The 19,462-nt window shown below is 32.2% G+C and carries 13 protein-coding genes; 9 read left to right on the top strand and 4 right to left on the bottom strand.

What is annotated here, in order from left to right; all coding sequences use genetic code 11:
• Nucleotides 1–30: 30 nt before the first annotated feature.
• Entirely contained in the window at nt 31–2,838 is a 2,808-nt protein-coding gene (locus CLU82_RS06975; RefSeq protein ID WP_100842413.1) for a TonB-dependent receptor, read from the bottom strand.
• 237 nt (nt 2,839–3,075) lie between these two features.
• Between CLU82_RS06975 and CLU82_RS06970 the strand changes: the two genes are divergently transcribed.
• The 9 genes from CLU82_RS06970 to phoU all read left to right on the top strand — a co-directional run bounded on the left by CLU82_RS06970 (nt 3,076) and on the right by phoU (nt 13,382).
• Nucleotides 3,076–3,759 carry a response regulator transcription factor gene (locus CLU82_RS06970; RefSeq protein ID WP_100842412.1) on the top strand — a complete coding sequence of 228 codons (684 nt, stop codon included), beginning with the start codon at nt 3,076–3,078 and terminating at the stop codon, nt 3,757–3,759.
• A 216-nt stretch (nt 3,760–3,975) separates the two neighbouring features.
• Entirely contained in the window at nt 3,976–5,061 is a 1,086-nt protein-coding gene (locus tag CLU82_RS06965; RefSeq protein WP_100842411.1) for a cell wall metabolism sensor histidine kinase WalK, read from the top strand.
• Nucleotides 5,062–5,264: 203 nt separating this feature from the next.
• Nucleotides 5,265–6,581: a porin gene (locus tag CLU82_RS06960; RefSeq protein WP_100842410.1), complete on the top strand. Its 1,317-nt coding sequence runs from the start codon at nt 5,265–5,267 to the stop codon at nt 6,579–6,581.
• 467 nt (nt 6,582–7,048) lie between these two features.
• Entirely contained in the window at nt 7,049–8,398 is a 1,350-nt protein-coding gene (locus CLU82_RS06955; protein WP_100842409.1) for a porin, read from the top strand.
• Nucleotides 8,399–8,669: 271 nt separating this feature from the next.
• Complete coding sequence (locus CLU82_RS06950) at nt 8,670–9,503, top strand: phosphate ABC transporter substrate-binding protein (protein ID WP_100842408.1); 834 nt, start codon at nt 8,670–8,672, stop codon at nt 9,501–9,503.
• A gap of 82 nt (nt 9,504–9,585) precedes the next feature.
• Entirely contained in the window at nt 9,586–10,830 is a 1,245-nt protein-coding gene (gene pstC / locus CLU82_RS06945) for a phosphate ABC transporter permease subunit PstC (protein ID WP_100842407.1), read from the top strand.
• 2 nt (nt 10,831–10,832) lie between these two features.
• The gene (pstA, locus tag CLU82_RS06940; protein WP_100842406.1) at nt 10,833–11,777 is read left to right on the top strand and encodes a phosphate ABC transporter permease PstA; all 945 of its coding nucleotides are present in this window, start codon (nt 10,833–10,835) and stop codon (nt 11,775–11,777) included.
• A gap of 75 nt (nt 11,778–11,852) precedes the next feature.
• Nucleotides 11,853–12,611: a phosphate ABC transporter ATP-binding protein PstB gene (gene pstB / locus CLU82_RS06935; RefSeq protein ID WP_100842405.1), complete on the top strand. Its 759-nt coding sequence runs from the start codon at nt 11,853–11,855 to the stop codon at nt 12,609–12,611.
• A gap of 90 nt (nt 12,612–12,701) precedes the next feature.
• Nucleotides 12,702–13,382: a phosphate signaling complex protein PhoU gene (gene phoU / locus CLU82_RS06930; RefSeq protein ID WP_100842404.1), complete on the top strand. Its 681-nt coding sequence runs from the start codon at nt 12,702–12,704 to the stop codon at nt 13,380–13,382.
• 73 nt (nt 13,383–13,455) lie between these two features.
• Here the strand turns inward: phoU and CLU82_RS06925 are convergent, their stop codons facing one another.
• The 3 genes from CLU82_RS06925 to CLU82_RS06915 all read right to left on the bottom strand — a co-directional run bounded on the left by CLU82_RS06925 (nt 13,456) and on the right by CLU82_RS06915 (nt 19,285).
• Nucleotides 13,456–14,517 carry a glycosyltransferase family protein gene (locus CLU82_RS06925; protein ID WP_100842403.1) on the bottom strand — a complete coding sequence of 354 codons (1,062 nt, stop codon included), beginning with the start codon at nt 14,515–14,517 and terminating at the stop codon, nt 13,456–13,458.
• Between the two features lie 682 nt (nt 14,518–15,199).
• A complete protein-coding gene (locus CLU82_RS06920) occupies nt 15,200–15,787 on the bottom strand; it encodes a hypothetical protein (RefSeq protein ID WP_100842402.1) in 588 nt (195 codons plus the stop codon).
• A 63-nt stretch (nt 15,788–15,850) separates the two neighbouring features.
• The gene (locus tag CLU82_RS06915; protein ID WP_100842401.1) at nt 15,851–19,285 is read right to left on the bottom strand and encodes a hypothetical protein; all 3,435 of its coding nucleotides are present in this window, start codon (nt 19,283–19,285) and stop codon (nt 15,851–15,853) included.
• Between the last annotated feature and the right edge of the window lie 177 nt (nt 19,286–19,462).

Below are 19,462 nucleotides of genomic sequence, written 5' to 3'. Positions count from 1 at the left end.
GAGCTTTAATTTTCTTTATTTTTTTGACTTCTAAAAAGTATATCCTAATTTTACTGAGAATCCTACTCCTTTTTTATAACTATTAGCTAATAATGATTCTTCAGCTATTTTTAGTGTACCATCATTTCCAAATTCTAATTTTCTTTCTGGATTTAATAAGTTGTCTGCGGTGAATTTTACATCAAAATGTTCTGATATTTTACTTCCCCAAACAAAGTCTAATTGTTGTACTGGCAATTCATAAGTATGATCTTGTCCATTTGTTCCTACGGCATATATTCTTTTTCCAAAAACGCCATAAACTAACGACATGGTATTTGTCCAATCTTTGCTAAAACTAAATTCGTATTTCAAATCCGAATTCACTAACCAATCAGATGCCCCTTGCAATGATCTTGATTGATGTGTTTCGATAGAAGGTTTTACAGAAGGTTTTTGATCTTCATCTACAGATACAAAATCTGGACTTACAGTAACTTTTGATGACATTAATGTAGCATTAAATCCCCATGAAAAAGCGGATAAATCATCAGTAATTCTTCCTAAGTCTAATATAAATTCAGCTTCTGCCCCAAATAAGTTAGCACTGTCTGAGTTCAAAAAGGTAGTAACAGTTCCACTTGTAGCGTTCGAAATAAATGTTTTTTCGATTGGGTTTATAATATGTTTTCCAAATAATCCGAAGGCAAACATTTCTTTTGCTGTTGGGAATACTTCATATTTTAAATCAGCATTGTAATTATCACTGTTTTTTAAAATTGAGTTTCCTTGAGTAGAAGTTCCATCGGCATTAAGGTATGATAATGGGAATGATTCCATTATGACTGGTTTAGTATATGTTTTACTTGCTGCAAAGCGGATGTTCGCTTTTTCAGTAGCTAAATATTTTAGGTTTATCGAGGGTAAAAAATAAGTGTTGTCATACTTTAATGTCTGGAAAGGTTGATCAAAAGTACCTAATGTTCTGTAGTTTGTCTCTTTGATTGTGCTTTCAAATCGAATTCCTGCATTTGCTTCCAGTTTTTCACCAAATTTCCAAAACAAATTAGCATACCCTGCATTTGCCATTTCGTTAAGTTTAACTTTATAAGTAGCATTAGAACTTTCGTTAAAAAATGCTTTATGAGCTAAAATGTCGTTGATTATGTGAGTATCTATATCGTTTATTGTTGAAGAAAAATTAGTACCAGAACTGGCAACAAAACGGTATGAGGATTCCATTTTAGATCCATTACCATTATAACCAACTGTTAATTTGTTTTGTTTGTCATTTTTCCCAAATTTTAAATTATACTCAACTAAAGCAGAGTAAAATGAATTTCCATCAACAGTTAAATACTGACGTATGAAATTATTTGCTCCATAAGTAGTGCTAATCACATCATCACCAGTTACAAACCCTGAGAAAAATTTACGATCCGGTTGCTCGTATTTTGTATTTGCATAAGAAGCACCAGCTTTAATAGTTTGGCTTTTGTCTTCATTTAAAGCATATTCTCCTAATAACTGAGCATTTAGATAATCGCTTTTGTCCAATTGATTGGTGCGGATAAGTCTATTTTGAGGGTTATTAACTCCATTTTGTCCGTATTGATCTTTTATAGAGTTTAATGTCGTTCTAATGTACATTGTGTTGAATGACAATTTCAGTCTATCTGTACTGTAGTTCAATCCTATCAATGAGGAATTTGTAGTTTTGAAACGGTAATCTGTGGTTACAAAATTATTATCATATACAGAACCCGTTGACGATATATCAATAGTTCTGTCTACACCTTCTCTTACTGCGAAATTATTATCGTAATTTATAGAAAGTAAATACGAGAAAATTCTATTTTTATTCAAGTTGAATTTTTCAGCATGAAGAAGATTGATACTTGTGTTTAGAGGGCTTTTGCCTTCGCTTACACTAAAACCTTTGTTATTACTTACTGAGGCTAAAGCTTGATTGGTTGTAAATGTTTTTCTTGTTGCCGTTTCTCCTAAAAAGCTTGGTAGTTCTCTTTCGCTTCCGTTAAAACCCCAAAATCCTTTTGCGGTGTCAGCATCTTGAGAAAGTAAAAAATCCTTAAGACTGTTTCCAGTTGTGTAACCGAAACCAAGATTTAATTTGGTGATGCTTTTAGATGCTTTTGAAGTTTGAATATTAAACGTTCCTCCAGCAAAATCCCCATAGATATTTGGGTTGAAAGTTTTGTAAACATCAATTACTCCAACAATATTAGTTGGAAACAAATCCAAAGGGACAATTTTTGAAAATGGATTATTAGTTGGCGCGGCCAAATCATTAATTAATAAATTATTGTAACGATCTTCTAGTCCACGAACAAATAATCCGCGAGAACCTACTTTTGTAATTCCAGTAATTTTAGTTAATCCTTCTTCTACATCACTAACTCCTTTACGGGACATTTCCTGAGCACCAATACTTTGTTTGATAACTACGGCTTGTTTTTGTTCTAATAATAAAGCAGTTTCTTTCTCTCTTCCACCTGCACTAGATTTGATTACTACATCTTTTAATTTGTAGCTTCCAGACCCTAAAGAGTTATTCAATACAACAGTTTGGTTAGCTGTAACAGTTACTGGAACTTCTACTGATTCATAACCCAAAAAGCTAAATTGAATAGTGTGATTTCCAGGAGTAGTTGTAATGGTATATTTTCCATCAATATCAGTATTAACACCTATTTTTGTTCCTTTTATCATAACATTAGCAAATGGTAATGGTTGATTGTTGGAATCTTTGTCTAATAAAACACCTGTTATAGTTCCATTGTTTTGAGAGAAACCAATAACACAAATAAATAGTGTAAAGAATAGAAATTTTAATTTCATTTTATGTAGTATTTAATTTTCTGCAAATAAATGGCAGGATTCTAGTCTTTGTGTTAAGTCCTAGTTATGAATCAATGTCATAATTATTATGAAATTGTTACCATATTAAATTAAGGTTAAGTCGCTCTTTTTTGTATTGTTACTTGTTGTTTATTATTACTTTTACATTGCAATAAAAAGTTATTGTATGCTATTACTAGATAGATACAATAGAAAAGCTTAATATTTGCTATAAATATGAAGAAAAGAAACACCAAGATTCTTCTGGTTGATGATGAACCAGATATTTTAGAAATTGTAGGCTATAATTTAGCTCAAGAAGGGTATCAAATAGTTACTGCTGTCAATGGTAAAGATGCTATTGAAAAAGCTAAAAAAGAATTACCTAGCCTTATTATAATGGATGTTATGATGCCAGAAATGGATGGTATGGAGGCTTGTGAAAATATTAGAAGAATTCCTGAGTTGAATAATGTTATTATTACTTTTTTGACGGCGAGAAATGAAGATTATTCTCAAGTAGCTGGATTTGATGCTGGTGCAGATGATTATATTACCAAACCAATAAAACCAAAATTATTGGTTAGTAAAGTGAAAGCTTTATTGCGTAGATTAAAAGAACAAGATCAAAACAGTGAAACGCTTAATGTAGGCGGAATAGAAATTAATCGTGAAGAATATAAAATCGTTAAGGATAATTCTGAAATTGCTTTACCGAGAAAAGAATTTGAATTGTTCTATTTGTTAGCTTCTAAGCCTGGAAAAGTATTTAAAAGAGAAGAAATTTTAGATAAAGTCTGGGGAAATGATGTTGTAGTTGGTGGCAGAACCATTGATGTTCACATTAGAAAACTTCGTGAAAAAATTGGTGATGATCTTTTCAAAACCATAAAAGGAGTAGGGTATAAGTTTGAAGTTTAACTTTTTTAGCTTCTAAGCATCTAAGTTGCTGAGTTCCTAAGAAACTTAGCAACTATTTTTTTTTCTAAAATTCTAAGTTCCTAAGAAACTCATTAACTTAGCAACTTAAAAATAATCCATCCAGATTTGTAAAAATTGTACAATCTGTATTTTCTAAAACTTCTAAGAAACTCAGTAACTTAGTGACTCAGCAACTTAGAGACTTACTATTCAATTATGAAAATTAATTTCAAAAAGAGTTACAAGTTTGCTATAAAATCGTCATTGTATATTAGTTTATTTGTGTCGGGATTTAGTATGATTCTTTCTTCAATACTATATAAATCTTCATTCAGTAATATGCTGTTGTCGGGATTTATTAGTCTCTTTTTTGTTTATGTATTTTCGTTTTTTGTTTTACAATATCGTGTTGAACGCTTTATTTATAGAAGAGTAAAAAAAATATACGACGATGTTTCTTTATTAGAATCCAGCACATTTATCAATAAGCCAATAAATACAGATATGGAAACTTTAACCCGAGAGGTAAAGAAGTTTGCTACCGATAAAAAGTTGGAAATAGAAATGCTACAAATACGAGAGGAATATCGAAGAGAGTTTTTAGGAAATGTTTCTCATGAGCTCAAAACACCATTATTTACCGTTCAGGGATATTTGTCAACACTTATTGATGGAGCAATGGAAGATAAAACCATTAGAAAAAAATATTTGAAACGTGCTGAAAAAGGTGTAGAACGATTGATTTATATTGTTGAAGATTTGGATATGATTACCAAATTGGAATCTGGTGATTTAAATCTTGATTTTACAAAGTTTGATATTGTTAAGTTGATTCAAAATGTTTTCGATTTGTTAGAAATGAAAGCTGATAAAAAGGATATTACTTTGGCATTTGAAAATGATAAGATGAAGCCTATTTTTGTAAATGGAGATAAAGATAAAATTCAGCAAGTAGTCGAAAATTTGATTGTAAACTCCATAAAATATGGAAAAGAAGGTGGTTTGACTGAAGTTTCTATTGTCAATTTAACCAATAAAAAAGTATTAGTTCGTATTTCCGATAACGGAGAAGGTATCGAATTACATAATATATCACGTGTTTTTGAGCGTTTTTACAGAGTAGATAAAAGCGGTGCTCGAACCGAAGGCGGTTCAGGTTTAGGACTTTCCATTGTAAAACATATTATTGAAGCTCACAAAGAAAAAATTTATGTCGAAAGTGAGTTTGGAATTGGGTCTGAGTTTTCTTTTACACTCGAAAAGACATTTATTACCGATCAATATGGTCTAAAGAAAAATTAAGCATTTAGTAATATTCAAATAAATTCAATAAATTATTATATTTGTTTGAATGCTAAGTGAATTAAGTGTTTTTCAAGTAAAATAATAATTTGTTTGTATATAGCACTCAGTACATAATAATATGCTATTATGTAAATTATGTTGTGTGAAAACTAAATTAACACATCAGTTTCAACTTTGCAAAAATTAATCATAATCCAAAGATGAGGAAAATTTTATTTGCAATTTTATTAGTGGTTTCATTTGTAGTAAATGCTCAAGATACAAGGAAAGACGAAATCAAAAAAGAAGTAATTCGTGTTTTAGACTCAATTAATTCAGCTAATAAAGAAAAAGTAAAGCAAGCTGAAATTGAAAAATCTGAAAAAGACAAAGAATTGTGGTATCACAAAATTTCCTTTAGAGGGTATGCTCAGATAAGATACAACGGATTGTTTTCTACTAATGATAAAGTCTCTTGCGATCAATGTGATAAATCTTGGGGAACGACTTCAACCGAACCTGATGCCAAATCCAATAACGGATTTTTTATAAGACGTGCCCGGCTTGTTTTTTCGGGACAAATCTTTCCTAATTTGTATTTTTATTTCCAACCTGATTTTGCTAGTTCACCATCAAGTGGCGTGAATAATTTTGTTCAACTTAGAGATGCTTATTTTGATTTATCTTTTGATAAAAAAAGAGAATACAGAGTAAGAGTCGGACAAAGTAAAGTTCCATTTGGTTTTGAGAATTTACAATCCAGTCAAAATCGTTTAACCTTAGATCGTAATGATGCTTTGAATAGTGCTGTTGCTAATGAAAGAGATTTAGGTATGTTTTTTTATTGGGCCCCAAGCGAAATAAGAAAGCGTTTTGCTATGCTGGTAAATGATGGGTATAAAGGTTCTGGAGATTATGGAGTATTTGCATTCGGTGCTTATAATGGTCAAACATTAAACAAATCTGAAGCTAATAGAGATTTGCATATCGTAACAAGATTAACGTATCCTTTTGTGATTGGAAGTCAGATAATTGAGCCTGGTATACAAGCTTATACTGGGAAATGGGCTTTTACTAGTGAATTATCCGATGGTGTAACAACTCCAAATAAAAAATATACGATCGATCAAAGAGTTGGAGCAACTTTTGTATTGTATCCAAGGCCATTTGGTATTCAAACAGAATATAATTTTGGGAGAGGACCACGTTATGATAAGCTTACTAATACTGTTGAGGTTGTTGACTTGAATGGTGGTTATATAACTTTAAATTATAAATTAGACATATCACTAGAAAAACACCATTTTTTATATCCTTTTGCTAAATTTCAATATTATGACGGAGGTAAAAAATATGAAAAAGATGCGAGAAGTTATGTTGTAAGAGATTATGAATTGGGTCTAGAGTGGCAGCCGTTTAAAGTATTCGAATTGACAGCAGAATGGGTTATTGCTGATAGAACTTTTGAAGACAGTATACTTCCAAATAATAGACAACAAGGCAATTTATTAAGATTACAAGCGCAGTTCAATTTTTAATTTGCGTTAAGTAAGTTGGTAAAAGAATAATGTTGGAGTAAAATCAGGCAAGCTTTTTTTAACGTTTCTATTATTTAAACAAAAGCAATTTTTTTTCAAAAAGGAATCTGAATTAACTTCGTCATTGTAAAAAATATTTCAGTCAAAAAGCGAAAAAGTGCATCGAAAGAGAATTTAGAATTGGATCTAAGTTCTCTTTTGCAATTGATAAAAGGCTTTTAAATGATAAGCTTAACTTAAAAAAGAGGTTAAATTAAACATTTAGTAACTTGAAAATCAACTTAAAAAAAGTAAAATAATTAGCAGATATATCAGTAAATTAAGAGGTTGGCGAAAAAAAAGTGTTTTTTAATTATCTAAGAAAAAACCGATTAACATTAAATTATCATCTAAATAACATTGTGTTAACTTTAAATTAACATTGCGGCATCACCTTTGCCGCAAATTAACATTCTTATTAAAAGAAAATGAAAAAAGTTATAGTTGCATTAATGTTGTCAATTTTTGGTATAGTTAATGCTCAAGAAGTAGAAAATGATTCTATTAAACCAATTGCCATTAGTATTGACTCATTACAACAATCAATTAATGAACATCAATTGAAGTTTGATGCTCTAAATGAGCAGTTGTCTCCATTACAAGAGCAAGTTGATAAAATGTCTAAATTGAGAATATCCGGATATATGCAAGTTCAATTTGATATGTTTAATTATCAAGATGTACCCACTTCTTCGGGGCCTTTGCAATTGAGACCAGGTACTTCTGAAACCAATGTACCCCTAACTACGAACCCAGTCGATGTAAATAATTCTTTTCTTATTAGAAGAGCTAGGATAAAATTTACGTACCAACCTATTGAAGGAGTGACATTTGTATTGCAGCCTAATTTTACTTTCAGTGCAGTTACTCTTAAAGATGCCTATGTTCAATTGAATGATAGATGGACAAATACCTATCAATTATGGGTTGGACAATTTAACAGACCAGATTACGAAGTAGAGTTTTCTTCAAGAGAGAGGATTTTTATGGAAAGAAGCAGGATGTCAATTATTTTGTATCCTCAAGAAAGAGATTTGGGAGCAAAAGTTGTTGCTGATTTCATGACACAATATGAAATTCCTTTGAAAATTGATGTTGCTGCATTTAATGGAAACTTTGGAGAAGGACCTATATCGAATCAAATTGCAGATGTAGACAGTGAAAAAGACATTGTTGTAAGAGCAACTTATTCTTTACAATTTCCTAAAGCTGGTTTAGGTATCGATTTTGGTGGAAATGGGTATTATGGAAAAAACACTGTTTTTGCAGATGGTACTTACAGTGATGTTAATAGCCAACCATTTGACGCCAAAATTGGAGATAAATTAAAAAAGCAGTGGTATGGAGCCGAACTTCAAGTGTACTACGATATTCTAGGAGGTATTGCCTTAAAATCAGAGTTTCATAGAGGAATTATTTCTGGTACTGCTGGAAGTGCTATCATTAATAATAATCCATCGTTTAACTTTAGTGGGGAAAGAGAGTTTTTAGGATATTATGTTGCTCTAGAGAAAAACTTTGGAACCAAATTTCAAGGAGGTATTCGTTACGATTCATTTGATCCCAATGTTAAATTGTCTGGTAATGGGGTGGCTGTTGCCAATGATTTAGAAGTTCATACCTGGGGATTTGCGTTTCATTATTTCTTTACAACCAATACAAAAATTGGTTTAGGTTATACAATGCCAATCAACGAAACAAGTTCAACAATTGGAGGAATATATAATAATGATATTCGAAATAATACAGCAACATTAAGATTTCAAGTTAATTTCTAAAATAATTTTGTTTTAAAATTCACAGAGATTTTTATATAAAAAGAGGCTATTTTACAAGTTGTGAAATAGCCTCTTTTTTTGTTTGGAACTGTTTTGTTTGTTTATGTTGTTGATATTCAGTAGGAATAGTCTTTCCTCGGTTATGATACTTTTTAGTTATTGTAAAATTATTGTAAAAATAGCTAAATGGTAAAGATTGAATAATGCTTACTTAACATAGGCTTAACGTAGCAGTTCTACTTTTGTTGAAAAATTAAAAGACACTTAAAAAATGAATACAACTAAATTTAAAATAGCAGCCCTTTTAGTAGTGGTAATGACTATTGGATTTTCATTCACTACAATCAATAAAGTAACTGTAAAAGGTTCTGATACTATGGTTATTTTGTCTCAAAAATGGGCAGAGGTGTACATGAAGAAAAACCCCGGAGCTTCTATTCAGGTAACTGGTGGAGGATCAGGAGTAGGTTTGGCAGCTTTAATTAATGGGTCAACTGATATTGCTAATTCTAGTCGTCCTATTAAAGCATCTGAAATTGAAAAATTAAAAGCGAGATACAATTCAATGGGAGTTGAAATTCCTTGTGCCAAAGATGGTTTGTCAGTTTATTTGAATAAAGCGAATCCAGTTACAACACTTACATTGAAACAAATTGGTCAAATTTTCGCTGGTAAAATTACGAATTGGAATGAAGTAGGAGGTCCTGATGCAAATATCAAATTATATGGTAGAGAAAGTAGTTCAGGAACTTTTGGTTTCTTTAAAGATAATGTAGTTAAAACTGACTTTTCTCCATCTTGTCAAACTTTACCAGGTACAGCAGCAATTGTAAATGCAGTTAAAAAAGACAAATTTTCTATTGGTTATGGTGGAGCAGCTTATGCTGAAGGTGTAAAAGATTGTGCTGTTAAGAAAGATGATAAAAGCCCAGGTATTTTACCAACGGCAGCTACAATTAAAAATCATACGTATCCAATTTCAAGATACTTGTATATGTATTTGAAATCAAAACCAACAGGAGAAGCTAAAGCTTTTATTGATTGGATTTTAAGCTCCGAAGGTCAGGCTCTTATTGCTGAAGTTGGATATTATCCTTTAAAATAATAATTAAGTAACATATCCCTCATTTTATAGTGAAGTGAGGGATAGTTGTGTTTGTACTAAACGAACTTCCTAAATAAAAAAAATGGATTCTCAAATTCCCCAAAAATCAAATACTTTTACGGAAGAAAGCCTAAAGAAACAATTTAGAATTTCTGAGTTTCTTGCCGAAAAGATTATTTCATCAGTTGCATTTTTATCCATAGCAGTTATTTTTTTAATCTTCATTTTTGTCTTTAAAGAGTCATTGCCATTATTTAGTTCAGCAAAAGATTCAAAAGCGTTAACAGAAGTCGAAGCTAACAAAGCAAATAAACCAGAAACTTACGGAGCGACTACCGAGGAGTTGAAACCAGAGTCGTATGGTGCTGAGACTACTGAAGAGTTGAAGCCCGAAACATATGGTGCTGAAACTACTGAAGATTTAAAACCAGAGACGTATGGCTCAGAAGCAGTTTCGAATGATGATTTGAAACCTGAATCGTATGGGGATACTCCAAAAGAAGATTTAACGGTTCCATCAACTGATGAACCAATGGATGCTGTTTCTCAAAATGAAGAAGGAGCAGATAAAACCTGGAGTACATTTTTTACTACAGAGTGGGTTCCAGTATCTGATAATCCCAGATTTGGATTGATTGGATTATTGATCGGAACTTTGAAAGTAACTATTATTGCGATGTTAATTGCTGGTCCTTTGGCTGTATTGGCAGCTTTATACACTGCCTGTTTCGCATCAAAAAGAGTTAAAGAAATAATCAAGCCTATTATCGAAATGTTAGCTGCTTTCCCATCAGTGGTTATTGGATTTTTTGCTTTGATGGTTTTGGCTAGTTTCTTTCAAGATGTTTTTGGTTACGATTCCAGATTGAACGCTTTTATTGGTGGAGTAGCAATGGCCTTGGCCGCAATTCCTATCATTTATACTATTTCGGAAGACGCATTAGCGGCAGTTCCCAAAACGTATACCGAAGCGAGTTTGGCTCTTGGGGCAAGTAAGTGGCAAACTGCTTTTTTTGTGATCTTGCCAGCAGCAACACCGGGTATTTTTGCAGCACTATTATTAGGAATTGGAAGAGTTTTTGGAGAAACGATGATTGCTCTTATGGCAACAGGAAATGCAGCATTAGTTTCTGCGAACCCTTTTGAAAGTGTGCGTACGTTTGCTGCAACAATTGGTTCTGAAATGGCCGAAACTGTTTTTGGAGAAACTCATTATAGTGTATTGTTTTTTATAGGGTCATTACTTTTTATCTTCTCATTTGCATTAAATGCAGTGGCTGAGTTCTATGTAAAAGGTAAATTATTGAAAAAATTCCAAGGTAAATAAGTATGGAAACAGTTTTAAATCAAACAGAAAATCAATTTTTTTCTAGTAAAAAAAGTGGTTCGGAAACAAAAGGAAAATTTTTTATTGGGCTGACCCAATTGGCTGTAATTCTTATTATTGCTATTCTTTTTATTATTTTGGGGATTATCATTTATCAAGGACGAACTAAATTTTCTTGGGAATTTATTTCTTCTTTTCCTACCAATGGAATGACCGAAGGAGGGATTTTACCAGCCATAATAGGGACTTTCATTCTAGTCGTTGTTATGTCAATTGCAGCAGTTCCTTTTGGAACTATTACCGCTCTTTATTTAACAGAATATGCTCATGAGAATTCCAAATTTGCAGCGGCGGTTCGATTTTCTGTGCGTACTTTGGCGGTAGTTCCTTCAATTATATTTGGTCTTTTTGGTCTTGGTTTTTTTATACAGTTTATTGGCGCAGGTGCTGATACGGTTCTTAATGATGGTCAATTGCGTTGGGGACAACCCAATATTCTTTGGGCAAGTTTAACGATGTCTTTATTGACATTACCAGTTATTATTGTTTCTGTCGAAGAAGCTCTGAAAACAATTCCCCGTGAATTAAGAGAAGCAAGTTTGGCACTTGGTGCAACCAAATGGCAAACTATCCGCAAAGTGATTCTACCCGAATCAGTATCAGGAATTATGACCGGGACTATTCTTGCCGTAAGTAGAGGTGCTGGCGAAGTAGCACCAATTTTGTTTACAGGAGCAGCTTATTATTTGGCAACTCTTCCTGGTTCTTTGAGTGATCAGTTTATGAATTTGGGGTATCATATTTACATTATGTCTACTCAATCTTCTGATGTAGAGAAAACAATGCCCATACAATTTGCTACAACATTAGTATTATTAATTTTGACATTATCACTAAATGTAGTTGCAGTAATTATTAGAGCAAGAATTAGAAGAAAAGCAAAATAACAATGAAGTCATAAGGAAAAGTATTAAGTTTTGCACTTTACTTTATACTTATTATTTAATACTTACAACTTAACAATGAAAGACATAAAAATAAAAGTTAATGATTTATCATTATACTACGGTGAAAAAAAGGCATTGAATGAAATCACAATGGATATTCCAGCCAATAAAGTGACTGCTTTGATTGGGCCTTCGGGTTGTGGGAAGTCAACTTTTTTGAGATGCATTAATAGAATGAATGATTTAATTCCGAGTGTCTCTATTACAGGAGAAATGTTAGTCGAAGGAATTGATATCTATAATAAAAATGTTGATGTTGTTAATATTCGAAAAAAAATCGGAATGGTTTTTCAAAAGTCCAATCCTTTTCCAAAATCCATTTATGAAAATATTGCCTATGGTCCCCGTATTAACGGAATAAATGATAGGACACAATTAGATGAAATTGTGGAAACATCATTACGTCAAGCTGCCATTTGGGATGAGTTGAAAGATCGTTTGGATGATTCTGCACTAGGACTTTCAGGTGGACAACAGCAAAGGTTGTGTATAGGAAGAACATTGGCGGTAAGCCCGGATATTATTTTGATGGATGAGCCCGCAAGTGCATTAGATCCTATTTCTACTTCAAAAATTGAAGAATTAATACATCAATTAAAAGAGCAATACACGATTATCATTGTAACGCACAATATGCAACAAGCAGCAAGAACTAGTGATCATACTGCTTTCTTTTATATGGGAAGTTTGATAGAAATGGGGAAAACAAATTCTATTTTTACTAAACCACTACAAAAACAAACAGAAGATTATATTACGGGAAGATTTGGATAATTGTTTAATTGTATTGGTGTTTAATAGTAGAATTACTTTAATTGATTTTTACTTTTAAACTTTAAACTCTTAAACTTTAAACTTTAAAATATGACTACACATTTCGAAATAGAATTAGACAAATTAAAAGGGATTATTGAAAAAATAGGGCAATTGGCTGAAGGTCAAGTGAGCGAAGCAGTAAAAATACTTTTGCAAGAGCCAGAAACTGCTGAAGGAAAAACTATTAAGAAGACAGAAAATAAAATTGATAAATTAGATGTCAAAATTGATGAAATTTGTCAAAGTATTTTTGCTTTGCAACAACCCGTAGCTTCCGATTTGCGTTTTATTATGTCTGCAATGCAAATTAGTAATGAGATTGAGCGAATTGGTGATTTATCGATCAGCATTGTAAAAAAGGCAAAAAACATAAAAGAAAAACACGATTTGATCGTAAAGTTCAATATTGCGGATATTTCCAAATTAGTTGAAGTGATTACTGTTAAAACAAACAATTGTTTTATAACTCGTGAAGGAAGTACAATTGGAGAGATATTTGTTTTGAACAAAGAAATTAAAAATAAATGTGATGAGGCTGTTCATGATATTATCAATGAAATGAAAGTGAATTCCAAAGCGGTTGTTTCGGGTACTAATTTGGTAATAGTTTTAAAACACTTAGAGCGTATTTCTGAACATTGTACCAATATCGCCGAATATGTTTATTTTATGGTCAATGCAAAAATTATCAAACATGATAAAATGGATGATATAGTATCTGGAGAATAATTTTTATTTAAGATAAAATAGTAAGATAAGAAAAAAGTCGGAACCGTTTTTTGACGTTCCGACTTTTTGTTGTTTAAAAGACTTTAAATAATTCTTCCCAATTAACGGTAGTATCTAATTGTGGTAGTCCTTGATATTCTTCAATTTTTGCAATATCTTCAATTTTAAAGGACTCTTGACAAGTAAACGGTACAAGACCTTCTTCTTGTAGTTTTTTTGCCAAATAAACCTGTTCATACTGCCCAGGAGTTGGGATAAAAAAGGCTTTTTTATTAAGTTTTACCAAATCCATAATGGTAGTATAACCAGACCTGCAAAGTACTTTTTCACTTTCATTGAAAGTATGCTCCAGTTGACGGGTTTTCATGAAATTATAATACGTTACATTGCCTATTTGTTCTTTTTTTTGTTCAGCTTCAATTATTCCTTTTATAAAAACTACTTTTCCATCAAAACGTTTTACCTCTTCGGTAAGATGCGCTTCCAGCATCCCGCGTTGTGGTTCAGGTCCCGATAAAATAATCATCAAGTTGTACTGCATAGGTAATGCCATTTTGTGCATGCGACTTAATGGTCCCAGATATTTTACCTTTAAAGAATTGTTTTCTAAATGTCCCAATTTTCCAGTGAGATTTAATTTTGAATTTACATCGGGAACCCAGCAAGAAGTATATTTTTTTATAATTTGTTGGTGTAATTTGCTGGTAATCCAAGTTGTATTTCCAGTCATTACATTCAATTGATGGGTTATAAAAACAGAAGGTATTTTCTTCGAAAAAACACCCAGACGATTATCAGATATGATTCCGTCTATTTCATATTTTTTAATCCATTTTTTTACAATACTTTTTTCTTCACTAATAGCTTCCAACATCTTGGGTAAGCTTTTTATCAATTTCCATTTAAAGTTTTTACCATTTTTAGCATATTCAATTTGATAAGAAGGTAATTCAAGGGTTTTTAAATAGGGAAACTCTTTGCGAAGTAATTCAAGGGCTATACCATCTGAGGCAATTATGGGAGTGAAATTATTTTCTTGCAAAGCTTTAATAATAGGAATGCAACGTGTAGCATGACCCAGGCCCCAATTTAAGGGAGCTATCAAAATGGTCTTATTTTCAGAGTTCAAATTCATGTGTAAGTCTTACGGTTTAGTTGTAAGTCTAAAGATACTTGAAGGGTTGTCTTTTAATGTTTGCAAGGTATTACTAAATGATTATTTAATAAAATCAGTATAGTGATAAATTTTATTTAATTGCAAGAGTTAGATACTTACGAATTCTATGCGAAAGTTTTGTCTCGTTTTATTCTTTTTTCAAATATAGAAAACAATGGTTGCAGACTTATAAAGCGAGAGTTTTGTTCTTGGTAACGATTTGTGTATTCCATCCAGTAAAATAGGGCATCCGAAGAAAAAATAATGCCCTGATGTAAGCTTCCGTCGGTCTGATATGATCTTCCGTCGCCTTCAAACGATCTTCCGTGGGTCTGATACGAGCTTCGGACTCCCTGTTGCATACTTCGGACAGCCTGATACGAGCTTCGGACTTCCTGTTGTATGCTTCGGACTCCTTTAAACGGTCTTCGGAACGCATCAAACTAGCTTCGGACTCCCAATTACTGTCTTCGGAGAAGTTGTTGTCTCCTTCGGATGGGTTTCTGCAAGATTTTAGAAAATAGAAATCATGATGAAGATTTGAGTTCCCAGAAATAGACTTGAAATATGTACCAGATAGGATTTTTAATTAAAAAAACTTAAGTAAACAAAAAAGGCTTACCAATAATGGGAAGCCTTAATAATTATTCTAAGAATAAATTTATTGTTTGATATAGGTTTTATTTCCGTTTGAATTGATGTAATAAGTACCTCCTTGTGGGCCAGTGTACACCGTTTTACCATTGTATTTTCCAGTCGCTTTATCAGCAGTTTTTACAGCGGTTTTTGATTTGTCTGAAGATTTAGCAACTTCTTTTGTTTTTTTATCAACAGTAGATTTAGAATCTTTAGTTACTTTATCGGCAGTTTTTTTAGTGTCTTTTACAGTTTTATCAACAGTAGATTTAGAATCTTTAGTTACTTTATCAGCAGTTTTTTTAGTATCTTTTACAGTTTTGTCAGCAGTAGATTTAGAATCTTTAGTTACTTTATCAGCAGTTTTTTTAGTGTCTTTTACAGTTTTATCAACAGTAGATTTGGAATCTTTAGTTGTTTTATCAGCAGTTTTTTTAGTGTCTTTTACAGTTTTGTCAACAGTAGATTTAGAATCTTTAGTTGTTTTGGCTGCTGTTTTTTTTGTGCTTTTTGTTGCTTTTTCTACAGTTGTCTGCTCTTTAGTTTTGGTTGTTTGCGCGTAAAAAGTATTTGAAACAATGAAGAAGAAACTTAATAACAATAATTTTTTCATAGCGTGTTAGGTTTAAATTAGACTTAAATTTACTATTTTTTTTTAAAGTGTATGCTAAATTGTTTAAAAATAAGCTCTTAATTCAACGCTTCCTGTATGGATAGCATCGCTTGTTTCGCTTTTTCGACCTTGGTAAATTAAATTCAAATCTAAAAACTTAGTCAGATTTACTTGAAATAAAGTCCTCCAGGTAATATTTTGCCCTTTTTGCAATCCTTCCAACATTTGATATCCCGCCGAAGAATATTCGTTACCTATAAAGTCATTTTTATATAAAGAGATTTCACTATTGATATTGAATTTGGAAGTTCCTGTGTAACTAAAGGCGGTACCAAATCGGTTTTGTGTTAAAGTATCTAAGCTTCCAATTTGATTTTCTTTGTTGATGTACTCATAAAAAACATCCAGACTTACATTCTTTGAGAACAGATAGCTAATTTTTGGAAACCATAAATAACCTTCTATAGTATAATTTTTTTCGGCAAATGTTGCAGACTCTGTTGCGTTATGAATGGTTTTTCCAATGATGTCAAATAGCCAACTTTTTTGTAATAAATGTTGATATTCCAATTGATGAAAGTTGTTGTAGTTTTTGATGGTACCAATAGATAGCAAATTTTGAGTTTCATTCTTTGTAAAAGTATAAGTTACCGAATGGTCTCTTTTTCCTCGATTATAGGACAGACTATTGGTAAATGTTTTAATGAGTCCCAACATATCTTCATCTGAAGATTGAAATGGATTGAGGACTAAATGTTCTCCATCATTTTTGACTTTTCGATCCATGATAAACGATGTCTGCATATAAAAATAAGATAGTATTTTCTTGAATGATTTGTCGTTTTGCCAAATAATTGGATTGACGATAAACGATTGTGAGAATCTGTTTTGATTGGTTTTGATATAAATTTGATTCGGCAAAAATATTCGGGTATAGGTTGCCAAATCAGAAAAAGGAGCAATTTCAAATTCTTCTAAATCCTTTATTCCATCGCCATTGTAATCATTCCAAGTGTATTTTCCCTGACCAGCTGGAACTTCTACATACGTATAATCCTGAAAGGGCATGGTTCCGGAATTGGTTTCGTATCGTGTATTGCTTTGAATGAGTTTATTAAAATATTGATCATTATACACGATTCTTGAGTTAAGCGAAGGTGTGTTTTTTAGTGCTGGATCGGTATAGTCTAATTCTCTATAGTTTACAAATAAAGATATATCTCTAGTTTCTGTTTGTAATAATTTAGATTGAAAATTATAAGTATTTGATGTGTTTACTCTTTGCAACAATCCGTTTTGTACACTGTCATTTATCCTTCTGGCATACCCCAACTGAACATATACTTTGGTGCTGTCACCATGACCTGCGTATATTCCGTATTCCGAAAAGCGTTGGCTGAGTAATGAGAATTGTTGAGTTATTTTATTTTTTTCCTGATTATTCTCAAAGTGAATGGTACTCCCAATCCAATTTTTTTTGTGATGATAACGTATCTGAGAAAGGTTTCTCAAAAATGTTGAATTGTTTTCTATATCATCGCTTTTTAAATAGCTTCCATCGTTTTTGATGCTCCAATCTGTGAATTCAAAATTAGCGTGGAGGTTGTTTTTTATTCCCGAATACGTATTGGAAAGTGCTAGTTTTTCGAAAGCATACGTAATGTTGGCTACAGTTGTAGAATCTTTTTTGGGTATTAAATTAAAATTAAGACCAGTTCCTAACAAGCTTTGATTTCCAGTAGTTGTTGTAGCGTTGACATTCCAATCGCGGTAAAACTCAATACTGTTAATTCTTTCTACAGGTTTAAAATTGGTTTGAACGGCTTGAAAATTAGCAAATGCATCTATGTTCCATTTTTTGGAATATAGTCGTTGTTTTGCATTGATTTGACCTGATACGCCTTTATTGTTACTATCGTCTATAGATGAAAATAAATTTTGATCGCTGTTGCTAACAGCCAATTCAAAAGCTACAGCTGTTTTTTCTGAGGGATTGTATTTCCCGAAGAAAGTAGCTACCTGAGATTTTATAGGCGCCATTAATTGAATTATAGGTTCGTAATTACCTTGTAGAATACCGTTTATGGGAGCTACATATTCAAATATTTTGTCGACACTGGTTGGATTGGTCAAAATGTAATTTCCTTTGGCTTGACCGACCAAAGTAAACGAAACATTATACAATTCGTTTGTCGAGTCTGTAGAATATTCATAAACAGTACTGGTTCCTAGTATGGTTTTTTTATACTGTATTTTTTTTTCGTCGTAGTCTGCAACAACTGCTGACGGGGCAACCATCAAACTGGTATCATCTCCAGCTTCTTTCAAAATCAAAGCTTGTTCTGGAGAAAGATTTTGCTGAACGGGTTGGTTTTTTAAATCACTTTCAGAATATACGATAGCACCAAAATTCCATTTTTTGTCTGTAAAAGTTCCTCCATCATAGGTGATGAATCGAGAGTAATTGTTCTCCGAATATTGATATTCTACAACAATTCGCATTTCTGAATTAATAGGGAATTGTGGTGTAAAAACAATTTCCCCAGAATTATAATCAATTATATAGTCATTGTCTTGTCCTCTTTTTACTAAAATTCCATTAACATATACCCGCTCAGAACCAATGATGACTAAAACATATAATTCACCATTTTTCCCAACTAATTTATAAGGACCTTGATTTCCTTCCTGCCCTTTGAAATTACTACTGGCATAGTTTCCTGTCACGAGCCCGCCTGATGCAAAAACGGTTGTCTTCTTGTCTTCGTCTCCAAAGTTAACGGTTGCTGATAATCCTTGTATTTTCTTGTTGAAAGTTAGAAAACGAGTGTAGTCATTGCCAATAAAAACATCTCCGGCACGAATATTCCAACTATCGGTAAATAGTTCCATGAATATATTATCATATTGGTTCAGGCGTTGGGAATAACTGCCTTCCTGAACCGGAATATTGGTATCTTGAATTGAGGCTCGAATGCTGACTTTCTCAGATATTTTTCCTGTGATTTTAAAGTCCAGATTAGAGTTGACCACAGCGTTTTGATTGTTGCCAACGGTAACACCTCTAGAAAGACTACCTACAGCAACAAGCCCGTCAAACGGAATGTTCTTGGTCGTCGTTGGGTTTTCGATTCGATATAAATTTTGATTGGTAGCATCATTATCAATCATTTTACTACGGTCGTAAATGGTATATTCTTTGGTTAAAATATCGGGTAATTTTAGATAATGAACCGTAAGAGAATCAGTAGGTGAATTGTTTTGATTTTTAAATAAAAGAATGCCTTTGGGAAAGTTTACTTCGTATGAAGTACTGTCAATTATTTGGTTTTTAGTGTCGAAAATTTTAAAATAACTTGGGTTGATACTCACAGATTCCAGATGAATAGTATCCGTAGAGAATGCTATTTTTTTGGTGCTATAAGCAGAATCTATTTCCTGAGCGTGAAGTCCAGAAAAATAAAAAATGACAATCCAAAATAATACCTTTTTTAGCATAAATAGTATAACTCTAAAGCGTCAAAAATAGTGTTTATTCTTTTTATAATTTGAGTTCGGTTGTAATTGTAACTGCTTCCTGTAAAAGCCTAATCTTTCAGATCTTAAAATAAAAAATGGAAGCCGAATAATCAGCTTCCATTTTTTTGTTTATTTAAAAAGAGTTGCCTCTTTTTA

The organism is Flavobacterium sp. 5 (assembly GCF_002813295.1).
GTDB lineage: Bacteria > Bacteroidota > Bacteroidia > Flavobacteriales > Flavobacteriaceae > Flavobacterium.
Note: the sequence above shows the minus strand (reverse complement) of the source record. Positions and strands in the feature narration are given on the sequence as shown.

What these genes read in the sequence shown, in the direction of transcription:
- pstB (WP_100842405.1), top strand. Translation starts at nt 11,853, where the DNA reads ATGAAAGACATAAAAATAAAAGTTAATGATTTATCATTATACTACGGT.
- CLU82_RS06965 (WP_100842411.1), top strand. Translation starts at nt 3,976, where the DNA reads ATGAAAATTAATTTCAAAAAGAGTTACAAGTTTGCTATAAAATCGTCA.
- CLU82_RS06915 (WP_100842401.1), bottom strand. Translation starts at nt 19,285, where the DNA reads ATGCTAAAAAAGGTATTATTTTGGATTGTCATTTTTTATTTTTCTGGA.
- CLU82_RS06950 (WP_100842408.1), top strand. Translation starts at nt 8,670, where the DNA reads ATGAATACAACTAAATTTAAAATAGCAGCCCTTTTAGTAGTGGTAATG.
- phoU (WP_100842404.1), top strand. Translation starts at nt 12,702, where the DNA reads ATGACTACACATTTCGAAATAGAATTAGACAAATTAAAAGGGATTATT.
- pstA (WP_100842406.1), top strand. Translation starts at nt 10,833, where the DNA reads ATGGAAACAGTTTTAAATCAAACAGAAAATCAATTTTTTTCTAGTAAA.
- pstC (WP_100842407.1), top strand. Translation starts at nt 9,586, where the DNA reads ATGGATTCTCAAATTCCCCAAAAATCAAATACTTTTACGGAAGAAAGC.
- CLU82_RS06920 (WP_100842402.1), bottom strand. Translation starts at nt 15,787, where the DNA reads ATGAAAAAATTATTGTTATTAAGTTTCTTCTTCATTGTTTCAAATACT.
- CLU82_RS06955 (WP_100842409.1), top strand. Translation starts at nt 7,049, where the DNA reads ATGAAAAAAGTTATAGTTGCATTAATGTTGTCAATTTTTGGTATAGTT.
- CLU82_RS06960 (WP_100842410.1), top strand. Translation starts at nt 5,265, where the DNA reads ATGAGGAAAATTTTATTTGCAATTTTATTAGTGGTTTCATTTGTAGTA.
- CLU82_RS06925 (WP_100842403.1), bottom strand. Translation starts at nt 14,517, where the DNA reads ATGAATTTGAACTCTGAAAATAAGACCATTTTGATAGCTCCCTTAAAT.
- CLU82_RS06975 (WP_100842413.1), bottom strand. Translation starts at nt 2,838, where the DNA reads ATGAAATTAAAATTTCTATTCTTTACACTATTTATTTGTGTTATTGGT.
- CLU82_RS06970 (WP_100842412.1), top strand. Translation starts at nt 3,076, where the DNA reads ATGAAGAAAAGAAACACCAAGATTCTTCTGGTTGATGATGAACCAGAT.